Origin of the sequence: Lentibacillus daqui, assembly GCF_027186265.1 — a bacterium.
Lineage (GTDB): Bacteria > Bacillota > Bacilli > Bacillales > Amphibacillaceae > Lentibacillus_C > Lentibacillus_C daqui.
Genome location: NZ_CP114176.1, coordinates 2,418,714 through 2,443,600, shown reverse-complemented (window position 1 = coordinate 2,443,600; position 24,887 = coordinate 2,418,714). Strand labels below are relative to the sequence as shown.

At 40.5% G+C, this 24,887-nt stretch carries 30 protein-coding genes and 1 tRNA gene; 25 read left to right on the top strand and 6 right to left on the bottom strand.

What is annotated here, in order from left to right; translation table 11 throughout:
- Positions 1-346 precede the first annotated feature (346 nt).
- Both O2S85_RS12355 and O2S85_RS12350 read left to right on the top strand, forming a co-directional pair.
- Entirely contained in the window at positions 347-1,327 is a 981-nt protein-coding gene (locus tag O2S85_RS12355) for a tyrosine-type recombinase/integrase (RefSeq protein ID WP_269409628.1), read from the top strand.
- Between the two features lie 184 nt (positions 1,328-1,511).
- Positions 1,512-2,297: a helix-turn-helix domain-containing protein gene (locus O2S85_RS12350; protein WP_269409627.1), complete on the top strand. Its 786-nt coding sequence runs from the start codon at positions 1,512-1,514 to the stop codon at positions 2,295-2,297.
- 517 nt (positions 2,298-2,814) lie between these two features.
- Here O2S85_RS12350 and O2S85_RS12345 read toward each other — a convergent pair.
- Together O2S85_RS12345 and O2S85_RS12340 are read right to left on the bottom strand one after the other, a co-directional pair.
- A complete protein-coding gene (locus tag O2S85_RS12345) occupies positions 2,815-3,459 on the bottom strand; it encodes a recombinase family protein (RefSeq protein ID WP_269409626.1) in 645 nt (214 codons plus the stop codon).
- A gap of 922 nt (positions 3,460-4,381) precedes the next feature.
- Positions 4,382-4,615: a helix-turn-helix domain-containing protein gene (locus O2S85_RS12340; protein ID WP_269409625.1), complete on the bottom strand. Its 234-nt coding sequence runs from the start codon at positions 4,613-4,615 to the stop codon at positions 4,382-4,384.
- A 157-nt stretch (positions 4,616-4,772) separates the two neighbouring features.
- Here O2S85_RS12340 and O2S85_RS12335 point away from each other — a divergent pair, with 157 nt between their 5' ends.
- From O2S85_RS12335 to O2S85_RS12265, 15 genes are all read left to right on the top strand, one after another.
- Positions 4,773-4,976 carry a hypothetical protein gene (locus O2S85_RS12335; protein ID WP_269409624.1) on the top strand — a complete coding sequence of 68 codons (204 nt, stop codon included), beginning with the start codon at positions 4,773-4,775 and terminating at the stop codon, positions 4,974-4,976.
- A gap of 179 nt (positions 4,977-5,155) precedes the next feature.
- Positions 5,156-5,329, top strand: coding sequence for a hypothetical protein (locus tag O2S85_RS12330; RefSeq protein ID WP_269409623.1), 174 nt, complete (start codon positions 5,156-5,158; stop codon positions 5,327-5,329).
- Between the two features lie 282 nt (positions 5,330-5,611).
- Positions 5,612-6,517: a DUF3102 domain-containing protein gene (locus tag O2S85_RS12325; RefSeq protein ID WP_269409622.1), complete on the top strand. Its 906-nt coding sequence runs from the start codon at positions 5,612-5,614 to the stop codon at positions 6,515-6,517.
- Positions 6,517-7,062 (top strand): hypothetical protein, encoded by a 546-nt coding sequence (locus O2S85_RS12320; RefSeq protein ID WP_269409621.1) that lies wholly within the window; start codon positions 6,517-6,519, stop codon positions 7,060-7,062. The genes O2S85_RS12325 and O2S85_RS12320 overlap by 1 nt, the downstream gene beginning before the upstream one ends.
- 160 nt (positions 7,063-7,222) lie before the next feature.
- Positions 7,223-7,459 (top strand): helix-turn-helix transcriptional regulator, encoded by a 237-nt coding sequence (locus tag O2S85_RS12315; RefSeq protein WP_269409620.1) that lies wholly within the window; start codon positions 7,223-7,225, stop codon positions 7,457-7,459.
- A 618-nt stretch (positions 7,460-8,077) separates the two neighbouring features.
- Positions 8,078-8,941, top strand: a complete 864-nt coding sequence (locus tag O2S85_RS12310) for a hypothetical protein (RefSeq protein WP_269409619.1) — start codon at positions 8,078-8,080, stop codon at positions 8,939-8,941.
- Between the two features lie 133 nt (positions 8,942-9,074).
- Positions 9,075-9,206 carry a hypothetical protein gene (locus tag O2S85_RS12305; RefSeq protein WP_269409618.1) on the top strand — a complete coding sequence of 44 codons (132 nt, stop codon included), beginning with the start codon at positions 9,075-9,077 and terminating at the stop codon, positions 9,204-9,206.
- A 103-nt stretch (positions 9,207-9,309) separates the two neighbouring features.
- Positions 9,310-9,753 (top strand): hypothetical protein, encoded by a 444-nt coding sequence (locus O2S85_RS12300; protein ID WP_269409617.1) that lies wholly within the window; start codon positions 9,310-9,312, stop codon positions 9,751-9,753.
- A gap of 472 nt (positions 9,754-10,225) precedes the next feature.
- The gene (locus O2S85_RS12295; RefSeq protein WP_269409616.1) at positions 10,226-10,519 is read left to right on the top strand and encodes a hypothetical protein; all 294 of its coding nucleotides are present in this window, start codon (positions 10,226-10,228) and stop codon (positions 10,517-10,519) included.
- Entirely contained in the window at positions 10,474-10,809 is a 336-nt protein-coding gene (locus O2S85_RS12290; RefSeq protein ID WP_269409615.1) for a hypothetical protein, read from the top strand. Before O2S85_RS12295 ends, O2S85_RS12290 begins: the two co-directional genes overlap by 46 nt.
- A gap of 27 nt (positions 10,810-10,836) precedes the next feature.
- Complete coding sequence (locus O2S85_RS12285) at positions 10,837-11,541, top strand: hypothetical protein (RefSeq protein ID WP_269409614.1); 705 nt, start codon at positions 10,837-10,839, stop codon at positions 11,539-11,541.
- Between the two features lie 37 nt (positions 11,542-11,578).
- Positions 11,579-11,734, top strand: coding sequence for a hypothetical protein (locus O2S85_RS12280; protein ID WP_269409613.1), 156 nt, complete (start codon positions 11,579-11,581; stop codon positions 11,732-11,734).
- 415 nt (positions 11,735-12,149) lie between these two features.
- Positions 12,150-12,222 (top strand) — tRNA-Val (locus tag O2S85_RS12275).
- A 225-nt stretch (positions 12,223-12,447) separates the two neighbouring features.
- On the top strand, positions 12,448-12,645 hold the full coding sequence (locus O2S85_RS12270) for a hypothetical protein (protein WP_269409612.1): 198 nt from the start codon (positions 12,448-12,450) through the stop codon (positions 12,643-12,645).
- Between the two features lie 4 nt (positions 12,646-12,649).
- Positions 12,650-12,946, top strand: a complete 297-nt coding sequence (locus tag O2S85_RS12265; protein ID WP_269409611.1) for a hypothetical protein — start codon at positions 12,650-12,652, stop codon at positions 12,944-12,946.
- A 61-nt stretch (positions 12,947-13,007) separates the two neighbouring features.
- Here the strand turns inward: O2S85_RS12265 and O2S85_RS12260 are convergent, their stop codons facing one another.
- A complete protein-coding gene (locus O2S85_RS12260; protein WP_269409610.1) occupies positions 13,008-13,490 on the bottom strand; it encodes a hypothetical protein in 483 nt (160 codons plus the stop codon).
- 300 nt (positions 13,491-13,790) lie between these two features.
- Here O2S85_RS12260 and O2S85_RS12255 point away from each other — a divergent pair, with 300 nt between their 5' ends.
- A complete protein-coding gene (locus O2S85_RS12255; protein WP_269409609.1) occupies positions 13,791-14,066 on the top strand; it encodes a hypothetical protein in 276 nt (91 codons plus the stop codon).
- Between the two features lie 79 nt (positions 14,067-14,145).
- On the opposite strand, the gene O2S85_RS12250 is transcribed toward O2S85_RS12255, so the two are convergent.
- Positions 14,146-15,315, bottom strand: a complete 1,170-nt coding sequence (locus tag O2S85_RS12250) for a YkvI family membrane protein (protein WP_269409608.1) — start codon at positions 15,313-15,315, stop codon at positions 14,146-14,148.
- Between the two features lie 245 nt (positions 15,316-15,560).
- Positions 15,561-16,610: an enoyl-CoA hydratase/isomerase family protein gene (locus tag O2S85_RS12245; protein WP_269409607.1), complete on the bottom strand. Its 1,050-nt coding sequence runs from the start codon at positions 16,608-16,610 to the stop codon at positions 15,561-15,563.
- 584 nt (positions 16,611-17,194) lie between these two features.
- On the opposite strand from O2S85_RS12245, the gene O2S85_RS12240 reads away from it, so the two are divergent.
- On the top strand, positions 17,195-18,322 hold the full coding sequence (locus O2S85_RS12240; RefSeq protein ID WP_269409606.1) for a glycerate kinase: 1,128 nt from the start codon (positions 17,195-17,197) through the stop codon (positions 18,320-18,322).
- Between the two features lie 185 nt (positions 18,323-18,507).
- Here the strand turns inward: O2S85_RS12240 and O2S85_RS12235 are convergent, their stop codons facing one another.
- Positions 18,508-19,773 carry a dicarboxylate/amino acid:cation symporter gene (locus O2S85_RS12235; RefSeq protein ID WP_269409605.1) on the bottom strand — a complete coding sequence of 422 codons (1,266 nt, stop codon included), beginning with the start codon at positions 19,771-19,773 and terminating at the stop codon, positions 18,508-18,510.
- 250 nt (positions 19,774-20,023) lie between these two features.
- Between O2S85_RS12235 and O2S85_RS12230 the strand changes: the two genes are divergently transcribed.
- The 6 genes from O2S85_RS12230 to O2S85_RS12205 all read left to right on the top strand — a co-directional run bounded on the left by O2S85_RS12230 (position 20,024) and on the right by O2S85_RS12205 (position 24,863).
- Entirely contained in the window at positions 20,024-21,103 is a 1,080-nt protein-coding gene (locus O2S85_RS12230) for an NAD(P)H-dependent flavin oxidoreductase (RefSeq protein WP_269409604.1), read from the top strand.
- 95 nt (positions 21,104-21,198) lie between these two features.
- On the top strand, positions 21,199-21,429 hold the full coding sequence (locus tag O2S85_RS12225; RefSeq protein ID WP_269409603.1) for a heavy-metal-associated domain-containing protein: 231 nt from the start codon (positions 21,199-21,201) through the stop codon (positions 21,427-21,429).
- Between the two features lie 260 nt (positions 21,430-21,689).
- On the top strand, positions 21,690-21,947 hold the full coding sequence (locus tag O2S85_RS12220) for a hypothetical protein (protein WP_269409602.1): 258 nt from the start codon (positions 21,690-21,692) through the stop codon (positions 21,945-21,947).
- Between the two features lie 44 nt (positions 21,948-21,991).
- A complete protein-coding gene (locus O2S85_RS12215) occupies positions 21,992-22,891 on the top strand; it encodes an MFS transporter (protein ID WP_269409601.1) in 900 nt (299 codons plus the stop codon).
- Between the two features lie 88 nt (positions 22,892-22,979).
- Positions 22,980-23,285, top strand: coding sequence for a DUF3892 domain-containing protein (locus O2S85_RS12210; RefSeq protein ID WP_269409600.1), 306 nt, complete (start codon positions 22,980-22,982; stop codon positions 23,283-23,285).
- A gap of 264 nt (positions 23,286-23,549) precedes the next feature.
- Positions 23,550-24,863: an NCS2 family permease gene (locus tag O2S85_RS12205; RefSeq protein ID WP_269409599.1), complete on the top strand. Its 1,314-nt coding sequence runs from the start codon at positions 23,550-23,552 to the stop codon at positions 24,861-24,863.
- Positions 24,864-24,887 lie beyond the last annotated feature (24 nt).

Genomic DNA, 24,887 nt, shown 5'->3' with positions numbered 1-24,887 from the left:
GATAAAGTGAATCACCGATAAAAAAAGGGCTTGTCAGGTAGCAGACTTATTGCTATAATACTTCATGTAAACAGATGATATATGGATTGGTTACCGTTAAAGTAACATTAATGTATCGCCGTTTTGATCGAAATTATATCAATCGATTCCGTAGCTCAGCAGGGAGAGCGCTACCTTGACAGTGGCTATTGGAATTTTCGGATATTACATACGCGCCAAGATGTTGAAATACCAACGTTTTGGTGCTTTTTTGCGTTGACATAAAACGGTGACTTTGACGCAAAGTTTCGGTATTAATTGGTCGATATTGTCGCACACATTCCGTTAATGGGAGGTGTGTTTTTTTATGGAATTGGACGATTTATTTAGGACTTTCTATTCGATTAAGGTTGCAGAGGGTAAGGCGGATAGCACGCTACAACAGTACAAAGATAACTATTCGTATTTCGTCAATTTTTTAAAGGTACGAGATATACAGCCCGTATTCAAGGAATTAAATCGATCAGTATTCCGCGATTATATAACTTACATGAAAACCGAGGTTATAACATTTGACGGGCACAAGTACAAGACTGATAAGCAACGCCATAAAGGGTTGGCTCCAAGTACGATAAATACAAGGTTAAAAACAATGCGTGTCATGTTTGCCTGTTTGTATGAGGAAGAAATAACGCCTAGTAATCCGATGAAAGGCGTTAAGAATCTCCCGCAGCCGTTGGAAAAGGTTGAAGTAATGAATTTGGACGAATTAAAGCGGTTACTAAAAGCGCCAGATAAGTCTATGTATGCGGGATTCCGAGACCATACACTTATGTATGTACTTATCGACGGAATGATGAGGATTAGCGAAGCAACAAATCTTAAAGAAAGTAATTTCGATTTAAAGCATAACACCGTTACTATTCCTGCTAATATCGCCAAAAGTAGAAAGCCAAGGACATTACCTTTACGTCCGGCGACAACGAAGCTAGTTAAACGGTTGATATTGGCAAATAGCGAATTTGATAGCGAATATGTATTCCTTACTAATTACGGTGAACAGATAGATCGGGACTTGTTCAGGAAACGATTAAATGAATACGGGGAAAAGGCGAAGATCAAGAAAAATATACACCCGCATTTATTACGTCATACATCAGCTACTTTATTTCTGGAGGACGGCGGAAGTATACGCCATTTACAAATGTTGCTGGGCCATGCCGATTTAAGAATGGTTCTACGTTACACCCATTTATCCAATAAAGCGTTGGAAAATCAGCACACGAAACATTCACCAGTAAATAAGGTTGCGGAGAAAATGAGCAGACCAAGGAAGAGAAAAATTTAAAAACAAAAAAAAGAGTCGTACACACCCGAAGGTGATATACGACAACTACCGTATAAACAGTATATCGCAAAAAAGCCGGATACGTCAAATTCTGGACGTATATCCTTTATAGTTTACGGAATATTGCGTCTACTAACGTTTTAATTCGGCGGTGTACGCCTCTTAGAAAACGGAGGCAACGAAAATGTCAAACTACGAACAAATCACATTCGCCAATATCGAAAAATACCGTTCATTCGAAACTATCGCCAAAATGGACGAAAAAATTTACGAATACATCGAAGTCCTACGCAATGATGAGCAACCGGAGTCTGTCATTGAGGTTTTGCGTTTTCTGGGACGTTCTAGTTTACGTGTTATTGGCGTTTCATTCGCGAAGTACCAGACGATTGCAGAAAGTATCGGAATGTCGAAAAGGACGGTTATACGAGCGGTGAACAAGTTGGCAGGTTACGGAATGATCGAACGTATTCCGACGGTTAAAAAGTGGACCGGATTCGGAAAAAGTCGCAAGAAATCGGTAAATATTATCGTCGTTAATTCGTCACTGTCACCGGAAGCTGTCACCGCAAACAATGTCGAAAATGATAAGCAAAACAAGGTGGAAAAGTCCGAAAATGCAGCCGAACCAGTTAACTATAATCATTATACAATTACTTCCAGTAATACGTATTGTATCGCCATCAGAACGCCGTACAAACGTTTTAAAGATGCCGTAAAACAATTCGTCGGAAAAGATAGCCAACGATTGGTATCACGTCTTTATGGTGTGTTCAGAGGACAAACGAAGGAATTGCGGAAAGCATACGAGGATGACGAATTAATTGACGTTGCTATCCAAGCAATCCGGGAGACCTTCCACGCAACTAAACGGAAAAAGTTGCGTAACATTGCCGGATACTTTAACGGTATATTAAGTAATATGCTTGATCGGATGGGAAGCGAATTAATGGCAAATTTATTTGCGTGAGTTCCGCATAAGTGTAAAGCTGATGTACTTGACAAACCGTTGCTTATTCCGTTGTAAAACGTTGATGTGACGCAGGATATAACTGTATTATTCCTATTAATTTACTTTGTTTTAAAAGTTACAAACGTACACGACACGTATATGTAGTACGTATTGATTATGTTATATACTATATATTGTATTGAGTTAGGCGTTGCGTTAGTTGCGGAAGGTAGGTATTGCGTATGAAGTTGCGTATGATGTCCGATTCGATTCCGTTGCTATTACGTATGTATACTAGGCGAGCCGTTCACCAGTCGAAGCTATCTCGGAATAATGGGGGAGGTCGGAGACTGTTAAAACACGAACATTACGCCTTTATACGTACATTATCGTCATTATCGCATATCATACGTAGGTTGTTAGGACGGATGTGTTACGGAATAGGCGAAGGAGTTACGTAGATATAAATAAGTTATTAATACCGAAAACGTACATAGACGGAAACTAGGAAGGAAATAAACCGCAAACCATTCGATTAGTTAGCGGTCAATAGCGATTCGTATTCGTTTACTATCTTATAAAACGTGGACTTTTTCAGTCCGGCATTATTCATCGTTTGTACAGCAGTCTGTTCACCGTTCTTCCACCGTCTATACTGTTCGTGGAATAACTGTTTATCTTCATTCGATAACGTTTCATAAGACTTTTTAGGCCGTCCGAGATGCTTTCCATTACGTTTAGCAGCGTCGATTCCTTCTCGTTGTCTTTGCCTTGTATCGAGACGTTCCTTTTCAGCGAATGAAGCAAGCAACGTTAGGATAATATCGGGAATGGCCTTCTTTACCGGATCGTTTTCTATGTTGTTTACGTCATAGTCTAACATCGGTTCTTTAACGAATTGTAAGGAAATACCGTTATCGACGAACCACTTGTATTCGTTCTTTGTATCGTCCATATTCCGTGACATACGGGAGATAGAATCGAATATAACCGTATCACCTTTACGGACATACGTCTTTAACAACTGATATTGCGGTCTGTTCGTATTACTTCCGGAGAGTTTATCGACGAATATGTTACGTTCGGGTACGCCTTTTTCCCTCATCGTATGAATCTGCCGAGACTCGTTTTGTTCCTTGCTACTGACTCGTATGTAAGCGAATGTTTTACTGTCTGTCATAGGTCATCATCCTTCCGTAATGTTTGTTAAGTCTATTGTATACTATCTGTTTGTAAAGGTCAAGTAACTATATGGACGTTTGTATAATTGGTTATTGTATGTTTACAGACGCGAAAATATATCGGATCATAACGGACGTAATGGTATACTTTTGCGGACATGCGTTACATGGCTATCCATTCAGTACTAGCAACGTAACCTATGAGGACAGGCCAGTCATACAAGGCGCACAGTGACACATGGCATACACGACAGCCAGGCACGGACAGGCATACATACATTAGGCATACGTACAGGAACATGTACGACACAGACACGACACGCATAGGCGATGGCATACGGACGATAACAGGAAGGACAAGGACGGAGGCAACGCCATCACTTGTAGGACATAGGACATAGCAATACAAGGCATACAACGCACACATACAAGCCTTATAAGATGTGCCAACGTTACAACGTTATTACTCGTTCAGTCATAGGACAGCACACAGACGCCACAGTGACGATACAGGACTAGGATACAGTACGACTTGAAGGGTTGAGTAACAGGGAAAGCAATAGGACAAGGATGACGAAGGATAAGAGAAGCATGAAACAAACATGAAACAAACATGAAACAAAACGGATAACACTTCCGTTTAAAAGGGGTATTGCGACATGGCGGTACTTGACGTTGGGATTACGTTAAAAACGAACATTAATCAGTAGATAAACTGTTTTATTTGCATATATTATTCTGAACATTTTAAACAGTTTATACCCGGGGTACTATTCTGACAACTCCCGACTGCTGGCGTTAACAATTTGCGTACAAAATTTTAAAAGGACGGGGGTCGGAGACTCCTGCGGGAGGCAGCAGTAGGGAATCTTCCGCAATGAAGGGAAGGACGGATGAATAGACGGAGACACCAACGTTGCCCTATACACCGTTCCCATCGTCCTTATCATCGTCAACAATCGTCAATAATTCGCTTATATTCGTTATTTCCAATACGAAAGCGATTCGTTCTAATGCCCTTACAGGAATCCGCAATGTCTTATTATTCACTAATTCGTTTATGGTGCGGACAGACAGCCCGGTCATTTTAGAAAATTGACGCTGGCCTATATTGCGCTCTTGTAAGCGTTCTTTTAACGTTATTTTTACTTTCATTGTTAGCAACCCCCGTCATCTTACTACATCATTATATCATAGTGTTACGGTAAACGAAATGTTAGTTTGACAATTCGAGATAAACTCGGTATACTATAATTGTGTTACGGTAAACGTAACGGAAAACGTGTCAGCAAGAAAGAAGGGAGGCGGTATCATGAGGGTAGAAAGCAGCGGAAAAACAGTCACAATTAAGACAAACCATGAAACAGTGACTTTCATAGTCGCCGGATTACAGCAAGCAAAGACGATATATAAGAGTAATGGTGATCGGAAAATGGCGGGCGAATTAGAGGCATACATCGACGAACTAACAAACGGAAGGGAGTTGAGCGAATGGGATAAAGAGCGTACTCTATAAAATTTTACGAATCAGTAACGATATAAACGCCGTTAAAAAGGGCAAGGTCGGTAAACGTATAGGCCGGAGGTTGACTGGAAAGGCGGCAGGTAAAGGCATACGTAAACTGTTTAAGTAAAGTACTAACGTAGTTCAAGTGAAACTGACGTAGTTCAAGTAACGAAGGAGGCTAAAATTCAATGTGTGACGTATACAATGACGGAACGGTAACTAGATTGGAAATAGATAACGAGTATATTCCCGTTTTGCAGCTAGTATTGTTCCACTTATCAGAACGATTGGCAAGCTACGAAATGGGAAAGCAGGCACGGGCTTTAATGAATAAACTGGAGGAATCGAGGGATAACGAATGATTAGGGTAAGGGAGCAAACGGACTTTAAGCGAAATCCCAATTCTGAGTGGTAAAAGATGTTGGCGCAGTTATCGGAGGTAAAGGCGGAGTCTTACGCGCAATAAAATATAGACAGATACACGGGTCTACTGTTTTGGCGGACAGTAGGCTTTTTATTTGCATATTTATGTTTGAATCTTCTGTATTTACAACGGAATGTCCCAAAAATGGCTAGTTATTTGGGTATTTTAAGTGAGGGCGGAAAAATTGCAGACAAATTTATTTAAAGGAGAAGGATTTTACATGACTAATAGTAGACAAAAGAAAAAGCAGGAAAAAAGGAAAGGAGATAGCGGAATGACGGAACTAACTAGCGAAGGAGACGTACAGGAACTATCCAACGATCTCCCAACGATAACAGCGGAAATAAACGCATATAAACGGGTCGCAGGCGAAGCAATTTTCGAAATAGGAAGGAGGCTGAAACACGTAAAAGAAAACGATTTGGCACATGGAGAGTTCGGAAAGTGGCTTGAAAGTGTCGGAATACACGAACGCCAAGCACAACGTATAATGAAAGTTTATACAGAGCTGGGTGAATCAAATACGACGACATCGTCGGAAATTGCTTTAAATGTTCTCTACGAAATAGCAACCCTACCGCCAGAAGAACGCACCAAAACGCACACAACGTCCAAGGGTGAAGAAAAGAAACCGGAGGATATGACCGTCAAGGAACTACGAGAGGTGAAAGAGCAGTTGAAGGAGCAGTTAAAGGCGGAACAAGATCGGGTGCAACGTTTAGAACAGGAAAAGGACGCAGAAAGATCGGAGAGAGAACGGTTGGAGGTCGAAGTAGGAAAGGAGCCAGAAGTAGAGTACAAGGTTCAATATGTCGAAATTGTTCCGGATGATTACGAACAGTTGCGTCAGGAGAACGAGGAATATCGTAGTAAGTACGGGTCAGAAGGATATCGGAAAGTGGACAACAAGGCTAGGGAGGAATTTTACCGAGAGTTTGCGTCTGATCTGGAAAAGATGATTTCAAAGTATGGCTCCATCACGTTGGACGGTCCTGATGTACGAAAATATTGCGATAGAGATGGTAACGTTGGAAAATCTATAAACCGATTCGATGACTTTTGGGAGAACTTTGTTAAGGGATCATTTAAGGACGAAACTATTATCGAAATGGAGAGTGTTCAGTAATGGCATACGTAAAAGAAGTACAAAGCGTCATAGATGCAGGAGTATCGGAGGAAATCGCCATAGCTTTATACGATTTAATAACGGCGGAATTTGAGTATATCGCCGAACATCCGGAGACTGAACAATTCCGTAGTAGAATCGCCAGTATACGCAAACATGAACTAGCTTTCTTTCGTTCGATAATAGACGGTGCTTGTGCCAAGTATCCGTTACCTGTTGAATTAAATTGGCGGAAAGTCATTTTCAAGCCGAAACGTGTCACTCGTTGTGAGGTCTGCATGAATTATTTCTACGATGTTAGCCGTAACGGTCGTAGCTTAACATGCAGCAAACAATGCGCCAGGAATTACCGGAACTATACACGAACGGGAGGCACGGCCATTGATCCGAGATATAGCCGTCAAGTACAGGAAATACCCGTCGATTTTTCCCCGGATAGCGACGATGAGTTCGGACACGCCATGCTGGACGAGGTAGAAGAAGCCGAACAGCAACGACTTTATCAACAAGATATGGAGTTGATGCGAAGGTTATACAGTTTTTAAAATTTTCTTGTAATTTTACGCTAAAACTATGCAAACAAACGCACATTCCGTCTATTAAGTAGAGGGATATAGACGCCAAACAATCGCCTTCTTTTTTTTATCCGATAAAGTAGCATAACTCTACTAATTACAACTATAAACGGAAGGGAGGGCGAAGAATATGACGCAATCAGATACGGTAACATTTCGAAACGTCCGCACTCTAAACGGGCTAACACAGGCGGAAATGGCTCATAGGATCGGAGTCAGTCGTCAATTGATCGGACTTATTGAAAATGAACACCGCAACCTAACGCCAAGAATCGAACAGCGTTTTATCCGGGAGTTTGGGGCGGATCAGATCGAATATGTACAGGGAGTGGGCGATACTATACGGAATGGAGATTACGGAACATAGCCGGAGCAGGAATTACGCTAAAAACCGTGGTAACGTACTATTATATATTAATAGTATTTTACCACGCTTTTAATATACAAGATGGTTTAAAAGTATTAATACCGACTGACGAAAGGAAGGAGGGGGAATTTATTCCCTTGAATTGTTTACAATTCTCGCTACAAAACGTTATAGGACGAAATAAACGATACAAACGGATAGGGACGGAGGTTATCACCTATTCGTCATTCCGGCTAAAGCCTTCATTCCTCAAAGACAGCGGAAATAAATTTCCTCGTCTTAAACGGGGTAAGGATAGACGTTATTCATTTTCGGAAATAAAGAACGTCCTGGGCGTATAGTGCGTCTACATTATCCGGGGAATGTATAACGGGGAATATAAATATTCCGGCGCACATTCCTATTAATGATAGGTATATATCGAACAGGGCTGAGGTTTACCGATAAATAAAGACTAAGAATCAACTTATCGAAAAACAGCCTTAAAAACCGCCATAACTCACGTCACACAACGGGTTTAGGAAGGTAAAGGCACATGCGAAAAAGGTTACGTATCTCTTGGAAAACGTGCGAAAAAGGTTACGTATTTTTTAACGGAACATAGAAAGAAGGGGTTAAATGGGAGAGATCGGAAACAAAGTCGCCAGTTTGACAAGTGAAGAACCGATAGGAATTATCACGCCAAGGAGCGATACTTATGGAGTGGACGAAGCAGGTAGGGCGTATGTATATGAATCTATTGAATCTAAGGAACGTAAGAGGTTGTACGCAAGTTATAAACGAGATAAACGGCATTTTACCTTTACGCACATGCAAAGAGTATTAGAGATAACGGAATCCCTAACAAATAAGCAATGCGGATATGTTTTAATGTTGCAACCGTATATCCAGTACGAAACAAATGTACTTGTGACGGCAGGGAGAAATCCAAAACCTTTAGATATAAACGCAATAGCAAAGATATTCGGAATACAACGCAGGTACGCCAAACAAGCTATTCAAACGTTAACAGACGCTAGTGTGATTATGGAAAACGGAGACCAGTACCTTATGAATGAACGCTATCATTTTCGGAAAAAGGCAGGAGGTAAAGCGGACATGTTAGTTAAAACGTTTCACACAGCCGTTAAGGGTTTAAAGCTAAGTCCATCGGAATTAGGAATTATTTATAAGTTGATACCGTTCATACACTATAATTCAAATTTACTTTGCAGCAATCCGCACGAAAAGGACGACAATAACGTTAATGTTTTAAGTAAGTCGCAGATTGCCAGTTTGTTAGGAATAAGCCGTCAAAAATTTGATCAAGTTATAAAAGAGTTAACCTTACAAGGCGTTGTCGCGGAAGTTAAGAGGAAGGCAACCTTTGCACCTAATGCGCGTGGAGATGGTAGGGAAATTGTCATATTAATTAATCCTAGCATTGCCACAAGGTTACGAGGCGATCCAGGCAGTACAATAAAACAAATATTCGGGCTATAAAACTTATCGCCATACAGGCGTTTTTATTATGCGCAATTTATCCGATGACTTACGAATCTATCCGATGAAGGCCTAACGGTACGGAGGATAACGAATAACCAACCATACTTACGCCGGAAGGAGTGAAAGAGCGATGAACGCAGTAAAACTATCGGATTTGATCGAGTATCTGAAGGCGTTGGCCAAATTAAAATACGCTGGCCATCACGTCACATTAGAAATCAAATCGACAATGGACGCAATAGAAAGCGAAATACACAGCTAACAACAAAGTAGGGTTTACGTGCTGTCCCGGAATAAACGGCATGGGATGACGCAGGTATACAAAAACGAGTCTCAAACTGCACGAGATGCCGAAAGAATGATAGATGATGAACAACGATAAAACAGTATGTATGTACGATGGTAAACGGATGACGGTAACGGAATATCTGAACAAGCCGGGAGTTAAGTCATTTGAAAGTCAGTTGCGGAAGTTGGCGTATGAATCTGCCTTATGTAATTCCGACGGAACAGGCGTAGATGGGTCGGACTTATATCCGCCATTACGTGAAGGCTTTCCTACGCACCCTAATAGGCGGTGTACGTACTTTGAAACGCATGTCCTTCCGATGGATAAGAACCTGGAGGCGGACTATTGGAACGTATTTCAAGGCGGTAAGGTTAGCCAGTCGGTCATGACCGGTACTTGTAAACGTTGCGGCCAGTCATTTACAAAGCGATCAAGTAACCAAGTGTATTGCGATAGTTGCCGGGAGTACCAGGACAAGGAACGTAAAAGAGAGTATTATCACCGTACAAAGTCGGAATAAACGGACGTAAAACTAGACATTTTAGACGTTTGAAAAACCTGCCATATCAGCGTTTGTAAGGGATCGTTTTTCAATCGCAAGGGGAACGGTAGGCGATTGGGTTTACTTTGTCTAGTCAGTTATAGATCGGAGGGATGGGAGATTGCAAGAAATGAAGTGTCTTTATAAGGAAAGTGATTATAGCAGTCGAGGTTATAAAGGGTCACGGTTCATAGGGGAGACTGCCGGAGACAACCGACAGTCATTGTTGAAAAAGTAGTAAGCGGAAAAGAGAAAAGCGCCATTTCCGTAAACGTCCGGGGAGACGAACAAGGAAACAGCGCCGTAAATAACCTTATGCAGGCGGAGGGTACGCCCTTCCCTGCTACCATCATCATATCTAAAATATAGCAGAATTATTCGTAAAAAGCAAATTGAACGGAAAGAAACGATATTCGAGTTACTAGACGGACAGGAAGGCGAGGACACGAAAATGACGATTCAAGAGCAACAACAGCGGTATGACAATGAAAACAGCGATAGGCGACAACGGAAAGGCCGAACGGTTTATAACGATTGGTATACGCCGTTTGTTCGCTATATGACCGAGCATGTCGAGGGATTGGAACATTTAGAACGCAAGCGCAGGCAATGGAAACCGCCAAAAGGTTTACGCCACGTAAAGTATTCGACGGTAAAACCGGAACATAAGCGATACCGGAACGAAGGGAGGTCTCAAACGTGGGATTATTCGGTAAAGGAAAGGACAAAGGCAGGATCACAGTAGACCAACCGGAAATGGACGGCAAGGTCATAGTAAACATAAAAATAAAGCCAGTCGATCGGTTTCAAACCGAGGTAAAAACCGTGATAGTTGAACAACAAACAGGGGAAACGGTATACCGTTCCAAGTACGTAGAGAAGGGAAGCAAAACAGAATATCACGCATATGTAAGAGCGGAACAAATTGCCAAGCAGTTTTGCCGTAATGAAAACTATATACCTAATATCGTCAGTAATAACCTAGAAGATGACGGTATGCCGAAGATTAAGACAACGGAAAAACGATCAAGATAAAAATAATTAAAAGGGGATAGATTTACTATGAAAAAACTAGAAGAAATTAAGAAAGCAGACATTCAAGGCGATTCGATGGATACGTTGAAAAGTATGGCGGACAGTCAAGTACGTCAATATAAGAAGATAGTCGAAAAGATTAAAAATGACGATAATCCGATGATGACGAAGGAGGTTAAAGACTATGAAACGGCACAGCAACGCAGGATATTGGACGACAATATAAAGGTAATCAGAGAAGCCTATCAAGAAATCGGGAATCAGCATATAGCCGAACTCGAACGCGAGGCAGCACTAACAACAATTAAGCCGACGCTAAAAGACAAGGAATTGGCTGAGGAAATCGCCGAAGAAGCGAAGTTTAACCTAGCTATGGCAGTCGGAGATACGTCAGCGCAAGAGGCTATATCGAAACTAAGGAACCAAGTCGAGTACATGACGGATAGTCAAAAGGTCGCCTTGAAACGAAAAATGCCCGAGTTGTTAAGTTATGCTGATTCGGATAAGACAAAACAAGGCTTACGATCCATTGGGTATGGTCTATCCGTAAAAACAGAAGCAGAGGGCGCGCTAGAACTTATGAAGCAGGCCGTTGCCAGTGGCATCGGTCAAGAATACCGTAACATGACGCTGGCCGAACAGGCCGGCAAGGAATTAAGGGGGCTATTTTCTACCGAAGGGAGTAGCGAATTAAGTACGACGAAAACGGACGTATTTTATCGCGACATGTAAGAAGCATGTAAGTTTATCCGTAAAGGGACGTAAGAAATTGACGGCTATTAATCGAGAATATAAACGGATAGTTGCGGATTCTAACGAGTTGATCGTATTCCGGGATTATCTCTGTCATATCGGAGGGAACGTTACAGCTACGACATATGACGGAATGACCGGATATATAACCGTTTATTATCGTTTTATGTAAATTCAATAACTAATTAGAATATAGACGGTCAACCGATGTAAAAGCTATCTTCCGATGAAAGGACTATCTTCCGATGAACGGCTTACTCTACCGAAGCCGGGAGGGAGACAGCCTATATTTCTCCTAAGAAACGTATAAATCTCCTAATAAGGCGTCCGATCATATTACGGGCGTCCTACTTTTTTATTCCTTTTTTCCGTGGATACATGTCGTACAAGTCGATTTTAGCGCAATTAGATTCAAGTTGGCGATACTTCTACAGTTGGTGCGAAATTTGTATGCATTTTTACATAAAATTAGCTTGTCAGGTTGCGGAATTATTGCTATAATACCTAATATAAACGTGTGACATATCGAATGACTTTCCGTTAAAGGAACGTTGATATAATCGTTTTGACGTAGTTTTATACGAATCGATTCCGTAGCTCAGCAGGGAGAGCGCTACCTTGACAGGGTAGAGGTCGTTGGTTCGAGCCCAATCGGAATCATACCTAAAGAATCCTTAACTATAAAGGGTTCTTTATTTTTTATCCGTAAAAAGATATAATTGACCAATAAAAATAATGGGCGATTTTTGAAGGGAATAGTATATATTTGTCGAATCACTATAAGTATCAGCGTTAATAAGGAGAATAACATGAACTGGAAATTCTGGAAAAAAGAAAGATGAGACATCCTCGGAATGGGAATATGTACAAAAGGAATTTGCAACGGTGCAAACGTATTTAAAAAATGTTACAGATCAATTGACGAAATTAACCCGGGTCCAATTTAAATCGAATAAAAACATGGAGGAAAAGATGGATCAGTTTGCGAAAGAATTGTCAAATTACAACCAACAAAATGATTTAATGTCTGAGCATCAGCGTTATGAACGTCAACGGGATTTTACCATGGATACGATTGATTAGTTTGTTGGACGAAATGGATCACGTTTTGTCGGGATTAAAAGAAGATGATGCTGTTTGGAATCATTTGTTAAACCAATGGTCACAAATGTTGTTACGGAATTTGGAGGAACTAGGTGTTTATCAACTGGATGTATACGGGAAAACATTTAATCCAGAGGTTGCAGAAGCGATGAAGACAGTAGCCAAAGAATCTCTGAGTGTCGAGTCGATGGTTCCCTATCAAGTCGTAGAAGTACACTGCGCGAAGTTAAATAAATTGGCTCTCTATCATGCATACAGAAGCCACCTCTACAATCGATGATATTTTTTGGGTAGCGATCATGGAGGTGGTTGTTATAAGTAATGGAAATTTAGGATTGAACTCAGTAGATGTTTTGTAGTTTTCGCTCATGTTGTGCAGATTTACTTGATAGAAAGTTGACTGTCTCCTGGGTTTCGGTTAGTTCAACGCGTAGACCGGTAAATTTTTTATCGAGATTATCCAAACGTTTATCAACCTGCTTGAAACCCTCATTCATCTGATTCTGCAAATCCAATTTCGTCTGTTCCAGTTTCTGGTCGATGTGGTCAGAATATGATTGAAATCGCTGTTCCAGTTTTTGGTCGATATGGTCAGAATGTGATTGAAGACTCTGTTCTATTCTCTGATCAATGCGCTCAGAATGCGATTGTAGTGCCTGTTTGATTTTCTCATCAGTACGCTCAGAATGTGATTGTAGTGCCTGTTTGATCTTCTCATCAGTACGCTCGGAATGCGATTGAAGCGCCTGTTTGATCTTCTCATCAGTACGCCCGGAATGTAATTGAAGTGCATTTAGAATTTCTTTTAGTGACGATTCTTCCATTTCATTAACCTCCTTCCTGTTAAATCTATTATACCGGATAAATGATTTTTGTGGAAGTGCGTTACAATTGGACGAAATTTGCTATAAAGCGTATAAAATTTGGTTTTACAAGTGGAATTCCGACGAATAATTGATTTCTACTTTACAAACCAGTTTTTATGGGATTCTTTTTCTTGAAAAATAATTATATTTTTAATGGGCTTTTTTCGTTCAGTCTCTACTACATATTTAAAACACATAATCTCAATAACTAGGGGAACAATATATGCCAACAAGTAAATTTTATCGGGGGTATAAATATTGGGACAGCAGCATTTACACCAGCAACTGCAAAAAGCCAGTCAGCAAATTAATGAGGCTAAAACTTCGATTCGTAATGCACAGGGGTCTGATGCGCAATTGCTTGAACAAGCTGAACACCAGCTGCAACAGGCGGAGGAGGAATTGCATAACGCACGTCTTCAGGCTGGAACAGAGGCAACGGATAATCCGCAGTTTCAACAAGCGTCCGAGCAGCTGCATGATCTACGTCAACAGGTACAAGAAGCACAGCAGAATAACAATGATATTTTATAACGATTAAATAAACAAAACAGTTGTTAAAGACTCACTAACAACTGTTTTGTTTATGTTTTTGTAATTTAAAGGTAAGAGGTTAACTAATTTTATCTGTCACTTGTTCATTTGCCGGTGCTTTATGACCTTTAATAATGCGATAGAATCCGATCACTAATAATGGAAGGCCGAATACAACCAGCATACAATATCCCAGAATCGTGTAACCTATTGATACGAGATCACTGATACCTACACCAGAAAGTATGGCGGAAAGGATAAGTGCAATAATGGCAACTGTTCCGTCCATCCCTTTGGACATCTGTTTTTTGCCAACTTCTTCAAGGTTGTAATTCACCCGGTCGATAAACGCATGAATAAGTCCTGTTGCCGTTTCAATTAATGTCCAGCCAACAACGATTCCGAAAATGATAACAACCCATAAGCCATATCCATTAAGCATATGCAGCCATGGTACTTCTGCGTTGAAAACTGTTTCGCTAGGATAATAGCCCATCAAAGCGACATAGGTTAAAAACCAAGGAACGGTCATTAGTACACCAGCTACGATGCCAGCGATGATCGTATCTTTCATCGACTTTTGCCGTCTTAGTGTAAATAATGCTGCTGGATAAACAGCCAGGTTGTACCCAACATAAATGATGCCTGCCCAAATGACGGACCAAACGGTAAAGTTACCGCCAAAGCTGGTATCACCGGCAGCGAATACTTCCTTGATTTCGCCTTTCGTGGATGAAATAACCAGGATCGCAAAAATGATATAGCCGGAAAATAAAGCAACGGTACCAATCGTTTTGAAACGTTCAATGAGTTTATCTCCGTAAAAGTTTAAAAGTCCTGTCAAAATTGCAATAATCGCAACCCCAACCCAATAATTAAATCCAAGGGTGGTGTGCAAAATTGATCCGGTTGCTGCGATAACAATAGAAATCATTAAAATCGCCAGCAGGAAATAGATGATGTCAAATAAGAACCATAAAGGACCCAAGAGTCGCTTGATCATACTGCGGTAATCATAGGTCCTGAATCTTCTGGCAATCTCAAACATGAGAAATGCCATCAAAGCAAACCCAATGATAATGAAAACCCCGGCAACCCAGCCTAATGCTCCAAATCGTGCTCCGTATTGAACCACTTCTCTTCCTGTTGCATACCCACCTCCTATTAATGTTGACTGCAGGACAATACCGGGTACAATATACCTGCCGAATGCACCATCAAAAAAGCTGCCCTTCACATTGTTTGCCAATTTTTGCCCACCTCATTTCGTTTAAATCACCTGCCTACTTTAAAATTTATACTATTTTGACAAGAATGTAAATACATTTAACGAAATTTTGCGCAAAGTATGATTCGGTAAAGCAGATTTTGACGGTGTATCCAATGCTGTTATACCTTTTGCTTTATACCTTTTGCTTTATACCGTTTGCTTTATACCGTTTACATGTATGGTGTTGCTTGCTGTTTTAGCGTTTATAATTTTTCATTAAGTTCCTAATAAGCTTTGAAAAAAGAGCTCACCAATTCTTCGGATACATCTGCTAATTGCTTGTATCGATATTGTGGCTGGTGGTCTTTATCAACTAGCACGGACCGGACGCCTTCAAAAAAATCTTCATTCCGCATAAAATGATGGGCAAGTATACGATCCGTTTCCAGGCATGCTTTGAGTGTTTCTCCTTCTCCTTTGATTAATTGTGCCAAAGTTACTTTTAAAGAGACAGGTGATTTGGAAAGAATCGTTTCTCTTGTCTTAACTGCAAAATCACTTGTATCTTTTGTCAAGGCATCGATGATTTCTTCCACACTATTAAAGGAAAAATATCGGTCAATATCTGCTTGTAGTGATGCCAATGTTCCATCTGTTTTTGGTTGTTCTGTATAGGCATCCAGGAGTTCTTGGAGTTGTTTTCCCGTGTTGGTTGTATGCCAGTTTGTTGTTTCGATTTGATGCAGTAAGTCTGTTAATCTATCACTCGGGATAAAAGCGTCCGCACCACTTATGTACAGTACGTCAGCCGCATGAAGTACGGTGGCTGTCAGAGCAAGGTAGCGTCCAATGTAACCAGGTGCTTTGTTTAAATAGTAGGCGGCTCCAACATCTGGGAAAAAGCCGATATTCATTTCCGGCATCGCCCATTTGGTGCGTTCCGTTATGATACGATGGCTTGCACCATAGGAAAGACCGATACCGCCGCCCATGACGATACCGTCCAAACAGGCAACAATTGGTTTGGAAAATTGTGCTACCAATTCATCTGTTTGATACTCAATTGCAAAAAATTGTTCAGCTTCCTGCAATATCTCCGAGTCCTGTCTGGCCTTGTACAATGCTTTCATATCTCCGCCAGCACAAAATCCTTTAGAACCAGCGCCTTTAAGAATAACCATCTGAATGGCCTGATCCTGCTCCCATTCCTGAATTTTTTGCTTCATTGGAACTAGCATGTCATACGTCAAAGCATTGATTGTTTTGGGACGATTAAGAGTAATGGTAGCAACACCATTTTCATTGGTCGTAAATAATATTGCTTGGTCTGTCATGGATGAAACACTCCTTTTTAGATTGTTTGAATGAAGGTGTTCACAGTCGATGAAAGCCAGAACACCTTCTGTTGCATCCTTGGTAAAAAAAGCGCTGCAAATTGTTTTGTAATCATTAAGGCAATAGGAAGCAGCTCATCTACGGAAGCGGTTACTAGAATGATATCAATTGTTTATGTCTATTTGCCACTTATTTGTTTAGTCTGGAAACTTGTAGGATAGTATAAATGATATATTTTGGTGGATATAACAGTACTTTCTTCATTTTTTATTTTTCTCCAGGTTACATCATGTAAAAATTCACTTTTATCCTAGATGAAAAATCAATTTCTACTACCAATTTACAACCTATATTTAACTTTTCCATTTTTGCCATTTAAACAAAAAACCGTAATAATAATGATGGAATTCAAACAAAAATCGAATATAATAAAGGAAAGAGGGAAAAACGTGGGGTATACGGTTAACAATGAGCATGACGTATAAAGGGATCTTTGTAAAAAGGCTCCCATCAGAATATCAAACAGAAGCGGAAAATATTATTAATCAAGCAAAACCTAATTTGAACAATAAAGGAGATTACTATGAATATTGTTGTCGCGCCGGATTCATTTAAAGGGAGTTTAACATCAGTTGAGGCGTCCGAAATAATGAAATCGGCTATAATGGATGTTAACAATAGTTATTTCGTCACAAAAAAACCGATGGCAGATGGTGGGGAGGGGACACTGGATTCTTTACTCAATGCTAGCAACGGCGAACGTATAGAGGTAGATTGTACTGGGCCTTTGGGGGATAAAATAACCACTTCATATGGAATTATAAATACAAATACGGCGGTTATTGAGTGCGCAAATATTGTAGGCTTAACACAAGTACCTGACAATGAACGTCATCCAAACAATACAACAACATATGGCATCGGCGAAGTCATTGTTCATGCATTTCATATGGGGTGTGATTCCTTTATTATCGGGTTAGGTGGCAGTTCTACAAATGATGGCGGGTTGGGAATGCTGCTTGCTCTGGGAATGGACGCTTGGGATGCAAATGGTGAACAGATAACCGGGTATGGACGAGATTTGTATCGCGTGAAAACGATTAAATTTGATCATATGGACAAAAGATTGACCAAAGCAGAATTTAAAGTCGCAAGCGATGTAGAAAATCCATTATGTGGCGAGTTAGGGGCAACTCATGTTTTTGGTCCACAGAAAGGTGTGCCTAAGCATGAAATAAAACAATTGGATAAAGCTTTAGGTCGTTTTGCAAATGAGGTTGAAGCTAATCTCAGCATCAATGTGCAAGAAAGACCAGGAGCAGGAGCAGCGGGAGGCTTAGGCTTTGCGCTTATGTCAATTGGTGGCAGCTTGGTTTCCGGTGCAGAATTAATAGGGGAAACAATACGTATTGAAGATGCCATTAAAACTGCTGACCTCGTTATTACCGGGGAAGGGCAGAGTGACGAACAAACCCTTTATGGAAAGGCACCCGGTTATGTTGCCACAATCGCAAGGAAATACGACGTTCCAGTTGTTTTAATTTCCGGAAGTCTCAACGGGGATTTAGACTTATTACGAGAAAGATTTTCCGGCTGCTTTTCCATTATTAATAGGCCATTGTCATTAGAGCAATGTTTTAACGAAGCTGGTGAATTGCTCTTTGATCAAACAAAACAGGTCGTTCATTTTATGGGAAATGTAAGGCAGTGATTTAGTAGATGATGAGTTTGAATGATAACGAAACGGAATGATAATGCACAGATTTAAAAGTTGCTAGAAAATCGCAAAAAAGCTGTTTCTGGCCTTTTGGGCATTGAAATTATTAAGAGGAAGAGTGGCAGACTTTACATCGTTGCAATAACTTTACGTTTTGCCCTTTGCAAAGTCCTTAAGCCTTAATTGGAAGTCGTTTCATTTATCGCATCTTTCGTCGACATTATATGTTTTTTCTCACTCTTATCGACAATAGCTGCTCCAATCAGATCACCGGTTACATTACAGCAGGTAAAAACCATATCGGTTAACACATTTACACCTGCTGTAAGACCAACAATTTCAATTGGAAGCCCTGCTTGTGTAAATACAATCGACATACCGATTAACCCCGCTCCAGGTACACCGGCAGTACCCACTGCAGCTAGTGTCCCGGTCAAGATAATAGCAACAATTGCGCCGATTGAGAGATCATAACCGACAATATTGGCAGCAAACACAACGCCAACCCCAAAATGAATTCCGGAACCGTTCATATTGACAGTGGCACCAATTGGCAGAGTAAAATTGGCCACTCGATCACTGATACCTGCTTTATGCGCATTTTTAATGGTGATTGGGAGCGTACCTAAACTACTGGCCGTAACAAAAGCTGTCATCATTGCTTCACGTATGTCACGGAAAAATTTCAATACAGGAACTTTAAAAATTAATAACAATATCGAAAAAATGATAAACATATGAATCGCAACGCCAAGATAAGATGCACCGACATATTTGGCTAATGATTGTAAGGTATGAAGCCCTTGATTACCAATGGTTGATGCCGTAATTCCCAACACGCCAACTGGTGCATATTGTAAGATACCATTTAAAATTCGAAAGCTCACCTCACTGCCACCTTCCATCAACTTCAACAATAGCGATCCCCATTCGTTCATGTGTGATTCCGTGGAATTGCGCATGAAGGAGATGGCAAACCCAACAATCACCGCTAAAAAGACAATGCTCAAAACATCACCATCGGCAAGGGATTGAAATATATTTGCAGGTATGATTTGTAACAATACATCAATTAGCGATGGTGCTTCTGAAACTTCCATATTCGTGCTGGTTGGCAATTCCAGGCCGCTTCCGGGGTTAATCATTTTGGCAATCACAAGACCAAGAAATACGGAGATAGCAGTCGTAATAATGTAGTAGGGAAAAATTTTACCACCAATACGTCCTAATTCTTTGGGATTGGCATTATTTACGGAAACAATGATTGTCAATAGAATGAGAGGAATGACGATCATTTTCAAGAGATTTAAAAACACATCTCCCAAAGGCGCCAACACACTTGCTGACTGACCGAAAATCAAACCAACGATAATTCCCAGCAAAAATCCAACCGAAATTTTCGAGATAAACGACTTTCCCAGGTACCATTTCCAGAGCTTATACATAGGAAATCCCTCCATATAACCTTTTAAATATATATTATGATAACGGTTACATGATTAATGACTTAGCTTTGTCTTTTCCTGTGGTTATTGCAGTAAAAGAAATTGATTACGAAAAATTAATTACGACGATTTCATTAAATTAAAAAACTCTCGGACAAGAACATAATGATTGTTTGATTTTTCAGTTGCTCCAGGTCTACAATTAAAGTATTGCAAGGCTGATGATAACAGAAACTAAGGAGAGGTAAAGATGTGGTATGAAAACAGAATCACACAAGATTTGCATATCAAATATCCAATCGTTCAGGCGGGGATGGCTGGAGGTGTTACAACGCCTGAACTGGTTGCTGCTGTTTCCAATACTGGGGCCCTTGGGACGCTTGGTGCCGGTTATATGAGTCCGGAACAGATGGAAGAGAGTATTCAGAAGATTAAACAGCTCACGAATAACCCTTTTGGCGTGAATTTATTTATTCCGGAAACTCCGGATGTATCCGAAGAAGAAATCGAACAAGCAAATGAATGGCTCCGGCCTTTTCGGGAAGAATTGAATATTTCGGAAATACCAAAAGTGAATCAACCATCCACATCTCTTTTTGAAAAGCAAATGGAGATTGTGATAAAAGAACGAATTCCCGTATGCAGTTTTACATTCGGTATGCCAACTAAAGAAATGGTAAACGAACTGAAGAAGGCCGATGTGACGGTGATCGGAACCGCGACGACCGTAAAAGAAGCGATCGCCAACGAGGAAAACGGTATGGATATGGTAGTTGTACAAGGAAGTGAAGCTGGAGGTCATCGTGGAACCTTTATAGGATCATTTGCGGAGGCGATGATCGGGACAATGGCACTTGTTCCGCAAACCGTGGATCATGTCGATATTCCGGTGATTGCAGCAGGCGGTATCATGGACGGGAGAGGTGTTCTGGCAGCTCTGGTATTGGGTGCTGAAGCTGTCCAAATGGGAACGGCCTTTGTCACTAGTCTGGAAAGCGGAGTGGCGGAACAACATAAAGAGGCGATTTTGAACAGTCATGAGGATCAATCGGTTGTGACCTCGTCATTTAGCGGTAAACCTGCAAGAGGCATAAGAAACGAGTTTATCACAAAAATGGCAAAATATGAGAATAAACTGCCGAAATATCCGATTCAAAATACGCTAACGAAACCGATTCGCAGTGAAGCAGGTAAACAAAATCGGCCTGAATGGATGTCCCTTTGGTGTGGTCAAAATCCACGTTCAAGTAAACAACAATCTGCTGGTGAAATGATTTCGGATATCATTTCTCAAGTTGATGATATGGTGAATAATAAAGAGGCAAGGTAGTTGATTCATGATGGCTTACTTTCATACCTTGTCCGTTGTTCTAAGCTGTTTTGGGTAAACATAGAATGTATTATTAGTGCCCAAAGGTGGTGAGCATGATCGAAACAGCGTATTTGGATATTGATGGGATGCATTGCATCAACTGTCCAATCAAAATTGAAAAAGCCGTTTCAAAGATGCAAGGTGTCATTGAAATTGAAGTGGACTGGCAGAATGGAATGGGTTGTGTAACATTCGATCAAAGTTTGATAACCATGGCAGATATTGTTGACCGAATTCATAGGGTTGGGTTTTCAGCGAAAGTGGCTCAGGTTCATACATTATAATAGATAGACTTTATTTCCGTGGGGGTGATGCCCGCGGAATTTTTGTTTTGAAAATCACGAGATGCATCTGGGCTGGCAAAAGTAATGTTTGAAAACAGATACTATTAAATCTATGAATATTGATCAAATACCTCAACATATGAAAGGTAATCTAGTATAATAATGGCTATTGTCCGTTTTCTGCGGGACATTATTTAGTCTAGCAGGTTCTTTTACGAATGGATGACGTTATTTTTTAGAACGAGAAAGAAGGAATTTCATTGAAACAAACAAAGGAGAAATTATGGACATGGCAATATATACTTGCTGTTACATTAACTTTTTTATTCTTCCTAAGTCTGCAAGCCTTATTAGGTGGTTTTCCGGTTTATGTGACGGAAATTAGTCACAATCCTGCAAATGCTGGTTTGATGACGACCGCATTTATGTTTGCGGCGGTTGTGTCCCGGCCAATTATGGGAATGATGATGCATAAAATTAACATGAAAAAGTATCCATTGTTTATATTTTTTTCATGATTTTGTTTAGTTTTATTTGGGAATCTATACCCGCTTTGGTTATCTTGAGAGTGTTTCAAGGGTTGGGATTTGGTGTTACGACGACACTATTAGCTACCGTGGTGACAAACGTGGTTCCAAATCACCGCCTGGGCGAGGGAATTGGTTATTATGGTATGGCGACCAGCGTGGGTACAACGATTGGCCCTATGGTTGCGCTATTTTTTATTCATTCCGTATCGTTTTACGCGTTACTTATTTTTTCGCTCGTCCTTATAGTCGCTATTCTTGCTGGTGCAATGTTGTTTAAACGAGAAGACATGGAAGAAGTGCATGACTATGACAAAGAACAAGTGCAAAATACATCGTTATTACAATCGGCTTTTGCGGGTAAAGCGTTTATTCCGTGCTTATTGCTATTTTTATTTTATATCACCTTTACTGGTAATGTGAACTTTCTTGATGGTCTCGGAAAATCGGTGGGAATGAGTGATACTTCTTTCTTTTTCTTCATTCTTATGATTATGCTACTGATAACCAGACCATTTTCCGGTAGAATCTATGATAGAAAAGGACATAAAGTGTTGCTTTATCCTTCCGCTATTTGTGCGATTATTGGCTTGATGATGCTTGCCAATATGCAAAATATGAGCACGCTGGTAGTAGCAAGTGTTTTTTATGGTTTGGCATATGGTGTGATGCAACCAACATTGCAAGCGTGGGCGGTCAGCCGGGTGCATCCAGGCAACAAGGCAACAGCAAATGCAATGGCATTGAGCTTTATGGACTTAGGACATGCAGTTGGTGCTATCATCCTTGGTACAGTCGTCAGTAGAGTTGGCTATAGTTCCATGTACGAATTTGCCGCAATACTTGGTGTTGTGCTTTTACTGGTTTATTTCGTATTTAATTTGGAGGGCAGATGGATCAAAAGTAAACGGAGACAGGCGACAAATTCATTGTAGAGATGGGAATAACTAAACAAATTCGATGAAAACACATAAATCAAACACCTTCCATTCATACTAAACGTATAGATGGAGGTGTTTTTTTATGGAAAATAAAGATTTTGAACAAGTATATGATGAATACAGGAATCAATCGGATATGGAAGCTGGCAGTGCTTCAGCGCATCCGAGGCAAGAACAAATAGTGGCAGTCCGTAAGAATGATGACGGTGATATTATTGCCTTTAAAACAGAAAGCGGCAGGGAATTGGACTATATAACTGCACTTGATGAAGCGAAAGCAGGCAAGCTGGCACATGTAGATGTGTTCCATAAATATGGCCGCGATATCATTCGCAGTGAACCAGACGGGATAAAGGAGAATAACCTGGATAATCTGGACAGTTTTTAAGGTGTAAGTCCCCCCTTACACAATTACGTTCGTGTGATGGGGGGGGCTTTAATGCTTCGGAGGGTCAGACCCCGAATTTCATCATTTCCGTACTTTTTGCAGAAATATATTAAATAAAGTTCGTGTTTAACCTTGACAGTCTATTATCCTACTGATAAATTAAACAGTATAATAAATTACGAATGAATTGGTAAAAACCAATCTGAATGTTCGTTGTTAGTTAGAAATAGGCTTGAATATCGCTGGCATCAAGGGGGGAACATCATGAACAATAAAATAACGGAAAAATTATTTAAATTAACCGCACATCGAACAAATGTAAGAACGGAATTTACCGCAGGATTAACTGTTTTTATGACGATGCTCTATGTTTTAATCGTTGTACCAGGTATGCTGGAAGAGGGTGGAATACCCAAAGGTCCGGTAACAATTGCCGTGATTCTGATGACCGGTATTATTACAATTATCATGGGACTTTACAGTAATCGGCCATTTGCTTTAGCGCCGGGTCTCGGTTCCGTTGCTTTTTTATCGGTTACATTAGTTGTATCAGAGGGGATCCCATGGCAAGTCGGGATGGGAATGGTATTTATTTCGGGTGTTCTATTTGTTTTATTTACGATTTTGGGTTTGCGACAGCTTATCGTCAAAGTAATGCCGCCTGCAATCAAACTTTCTATCGGAGCAGGGGTTGGGTTATTTATCGCATTAATTGGTTTTCGCAATGCAGGGCTTGTGGTAGCGAGTGAAGATGCCAATTCATTGCAGCTTGGAGATATCAGCTCACCAAACGCAATTTTAGCATTAATTGGTTTTCTGATTATGAGTGTACTGTTGGCAAGGAATGTGCGTGGGCACCTGTTGATTGGTATTGTTATTGTCACATTAATCGGCATACCAATGGAGGTTACCAAATTGCCGGATTCGGTCTTTTCACTTCCACAAAGCATCGCACCGGTAGCCTTTAAATTGGACATTATGGAGGCATTAAAGATCTCCTATTTTCCGTTTATGTTGGCATTTTTTGTACCCGATTTCTTCTCGAGTCTTGGTACCATGTTAGGGGTAGCTAGCAAAGGAGATATGTTGGATAAAAATGGGGATTTGCCGAATATTGATAAACCATTTTCCGTTGATGCTGGTGGCACCGTGCTGGGCTCTTTGTTCTCTGTCCCTGTTATGAGCACCTATGTGGAATCAGCAGCAGGAGTTGAAGCTGGCGGACGTACTGGCTTAACATCGGTAACGACCGGTATTTTATTCCTGCTTACCTTATTTATAACGCCGCTGATCATGATTATTCCAACCGAGGCAACGGCGCCAGCGCTCATTTTGGTTGGATTAACGATGCTATCTTCGGTTAAAAATATTAATTTTGCTGATGTAACCGAATCATTGCCAGCATTTATGACGATCGTTATTACCATATTCACCTTTAACTTTGGAAATGGTATTGCCGCTGGAATCATCATTTATGTGGTAGTAAAAAGTCTATCAGGAAGATTTAGGGAAGTACATTGGGGTCTGTATATCGTGATGATCCCATTAATTATTTATTTCATCACATTAGCTGAATAATAAAGAGAAAAGGAGTGTTGACAT

Bases quoted from the DNA above. Each gene is read 5' to 3' on its own strand.
- O2S85_RS12325 (WP_269409622.1), top strand. From the start codon at position 5,612: ATGACTAATAGTAGACAAAAGAAAAAGCAGGAAAAAAGGAAAGGAGAT.
- O2S85_RS12210 (WP_269409600.1), top strand. From the start codon at position 22,980: ATGGAAAATAAAGATTTTGAACAAGTATATGATGAATACAGGAATCAA.
- O2S85_RS12305 (WP_269409618.1), top strand. From the start codon at position 9,075: ATGAACGCAGTAAAACTATCGGATTTGATCGAGTATCTGAAGGCGTTG.
- O2S85_RS12315 (WP_269409620.1), top strand. From the start codon at position 7,223: ATGACGCAATCAGATACGGTAACATTTCGAAACGTCCGCACTCTAAAC.
- O2S85_RS12240 (WP_269409606.1), top strand. From the start codon at position 17,195: ATGAATATTGTTGTCGCGCCGGATTCATTTAAAGGGAGTTTAACATCA.
- O2S85_RS12235 (WP_269409605.1), bottom strand. From the start codon at position 19,773: ATGTATAAGCTCTGGAAATGGTACCTGGGAAAGTCGTTTATCTCGAAA.
- O2S85_RS12260 (WP_269409610.1), bottom strand. From the start codon at position 13,490: ATGGAAGAATCGTCACTAAAAGAAATTCTAAATGCACTTCAATTACAT.
- O2S85_RS12330 (WP_269409623.1), top strand. From the start codon at position 5,156: ATGTGTGACGTATACAATGACGGAACGGTAACTAGATTGGAAATAGAT.
- O2S85_RS12340 (WP_269409625.1), bottom strand. From the start codon at position 4,615: ATGAAAGTAAAAATAACGTTAAAAGAACGCTTACAAGAGCGCAATATA.
- O2S85_RS12285 (WP_269409614.1), top strand. From the start codon at position 10,837: ATGAAAAAACTAGAAGAAATTAAGAAAGCAGACATTCAAGGCGATTCG.
- O2S85_RS12310 (WP_269409619.1), top strand. From the start codon at position 8,078: ATGGGAGAGATCGGAAACAAAGTCGCCAGTTTGACAAGTGAAGAACCG.
- O2S85_RS12225 (WP_269409603.1), top strand. From the start codon at position 21,199: ATGATCGAAACAGCGTATTTGGATATTGATGGGATGCATTGCATCAAC.
- O2S85_RS12230 (WP_269409604.1), top strand. From the start codon at position 20,024: ATGTGGTATGAAAACAGAATCACACAAGATTTGCATATCAAATATCCA.
- O2S85_RS12350 (WP_269409627.1), top strand. From the start codon at position 1,512: ATGTCAAACTACGAACAAATCACATTCGCCAATATCGAAAAATACCGT.
- O2S85_RS12355 (WP_269409628.1), top strand. From the start codon at position 347: ATGGAATTGGACGATTTATTTAGGACTTTCTATTCGATTAAGGTTGCA.
- O2S85_RS12320 (WP_269409621.1), top strand. From the start codon at position 6,517: ATGGCATACGTAAAAGAAGTACAAAGCGTCATAGATGCAGGAGTATCG.
- O2S85_RS12295 (WP_269409616.1), top strand. From the start codon at position 10,226: ATGACGATTCAAGAGCAACAACAGCGGTATGACAATGAAAACAGCGAT.
- O2S85_RS12205 (WP_269409599.1), top strand. From the start codon at position 23,550: ATGAACAATAAAATAACGGAAAAATTATTTAAATTAACCGCACATCGA.
- O2S85_RS12335 (WP_269409624.1), top strand. From the start codon at position 4,773: ATGAGGGTAGAAAGCAGCGGAAAAACAGTCACAATTAAGACAAACCAT.
- O2S85_RS12300 (WP_269409617.1), top strand. From the start codon at position 9,310: ATGATGAACAACGATAAAACAGTATGTATGTACGATGGTAAACGGATG.
- O2S85_RS12245 (WP_269409607.1), bottom strand. From the start codon at position 16,610: ATGACAGACCAAGCAATATTATTTACGACCAATGAAAATGGTGTTGCT.
- O2S85_RS12345 (WP_269409626.1), bottom strand. From the start codon at position 3,459: ATGACAGACAGTAAAACATTCGCTTACATACGAGTCAGTAGCAAGGAA.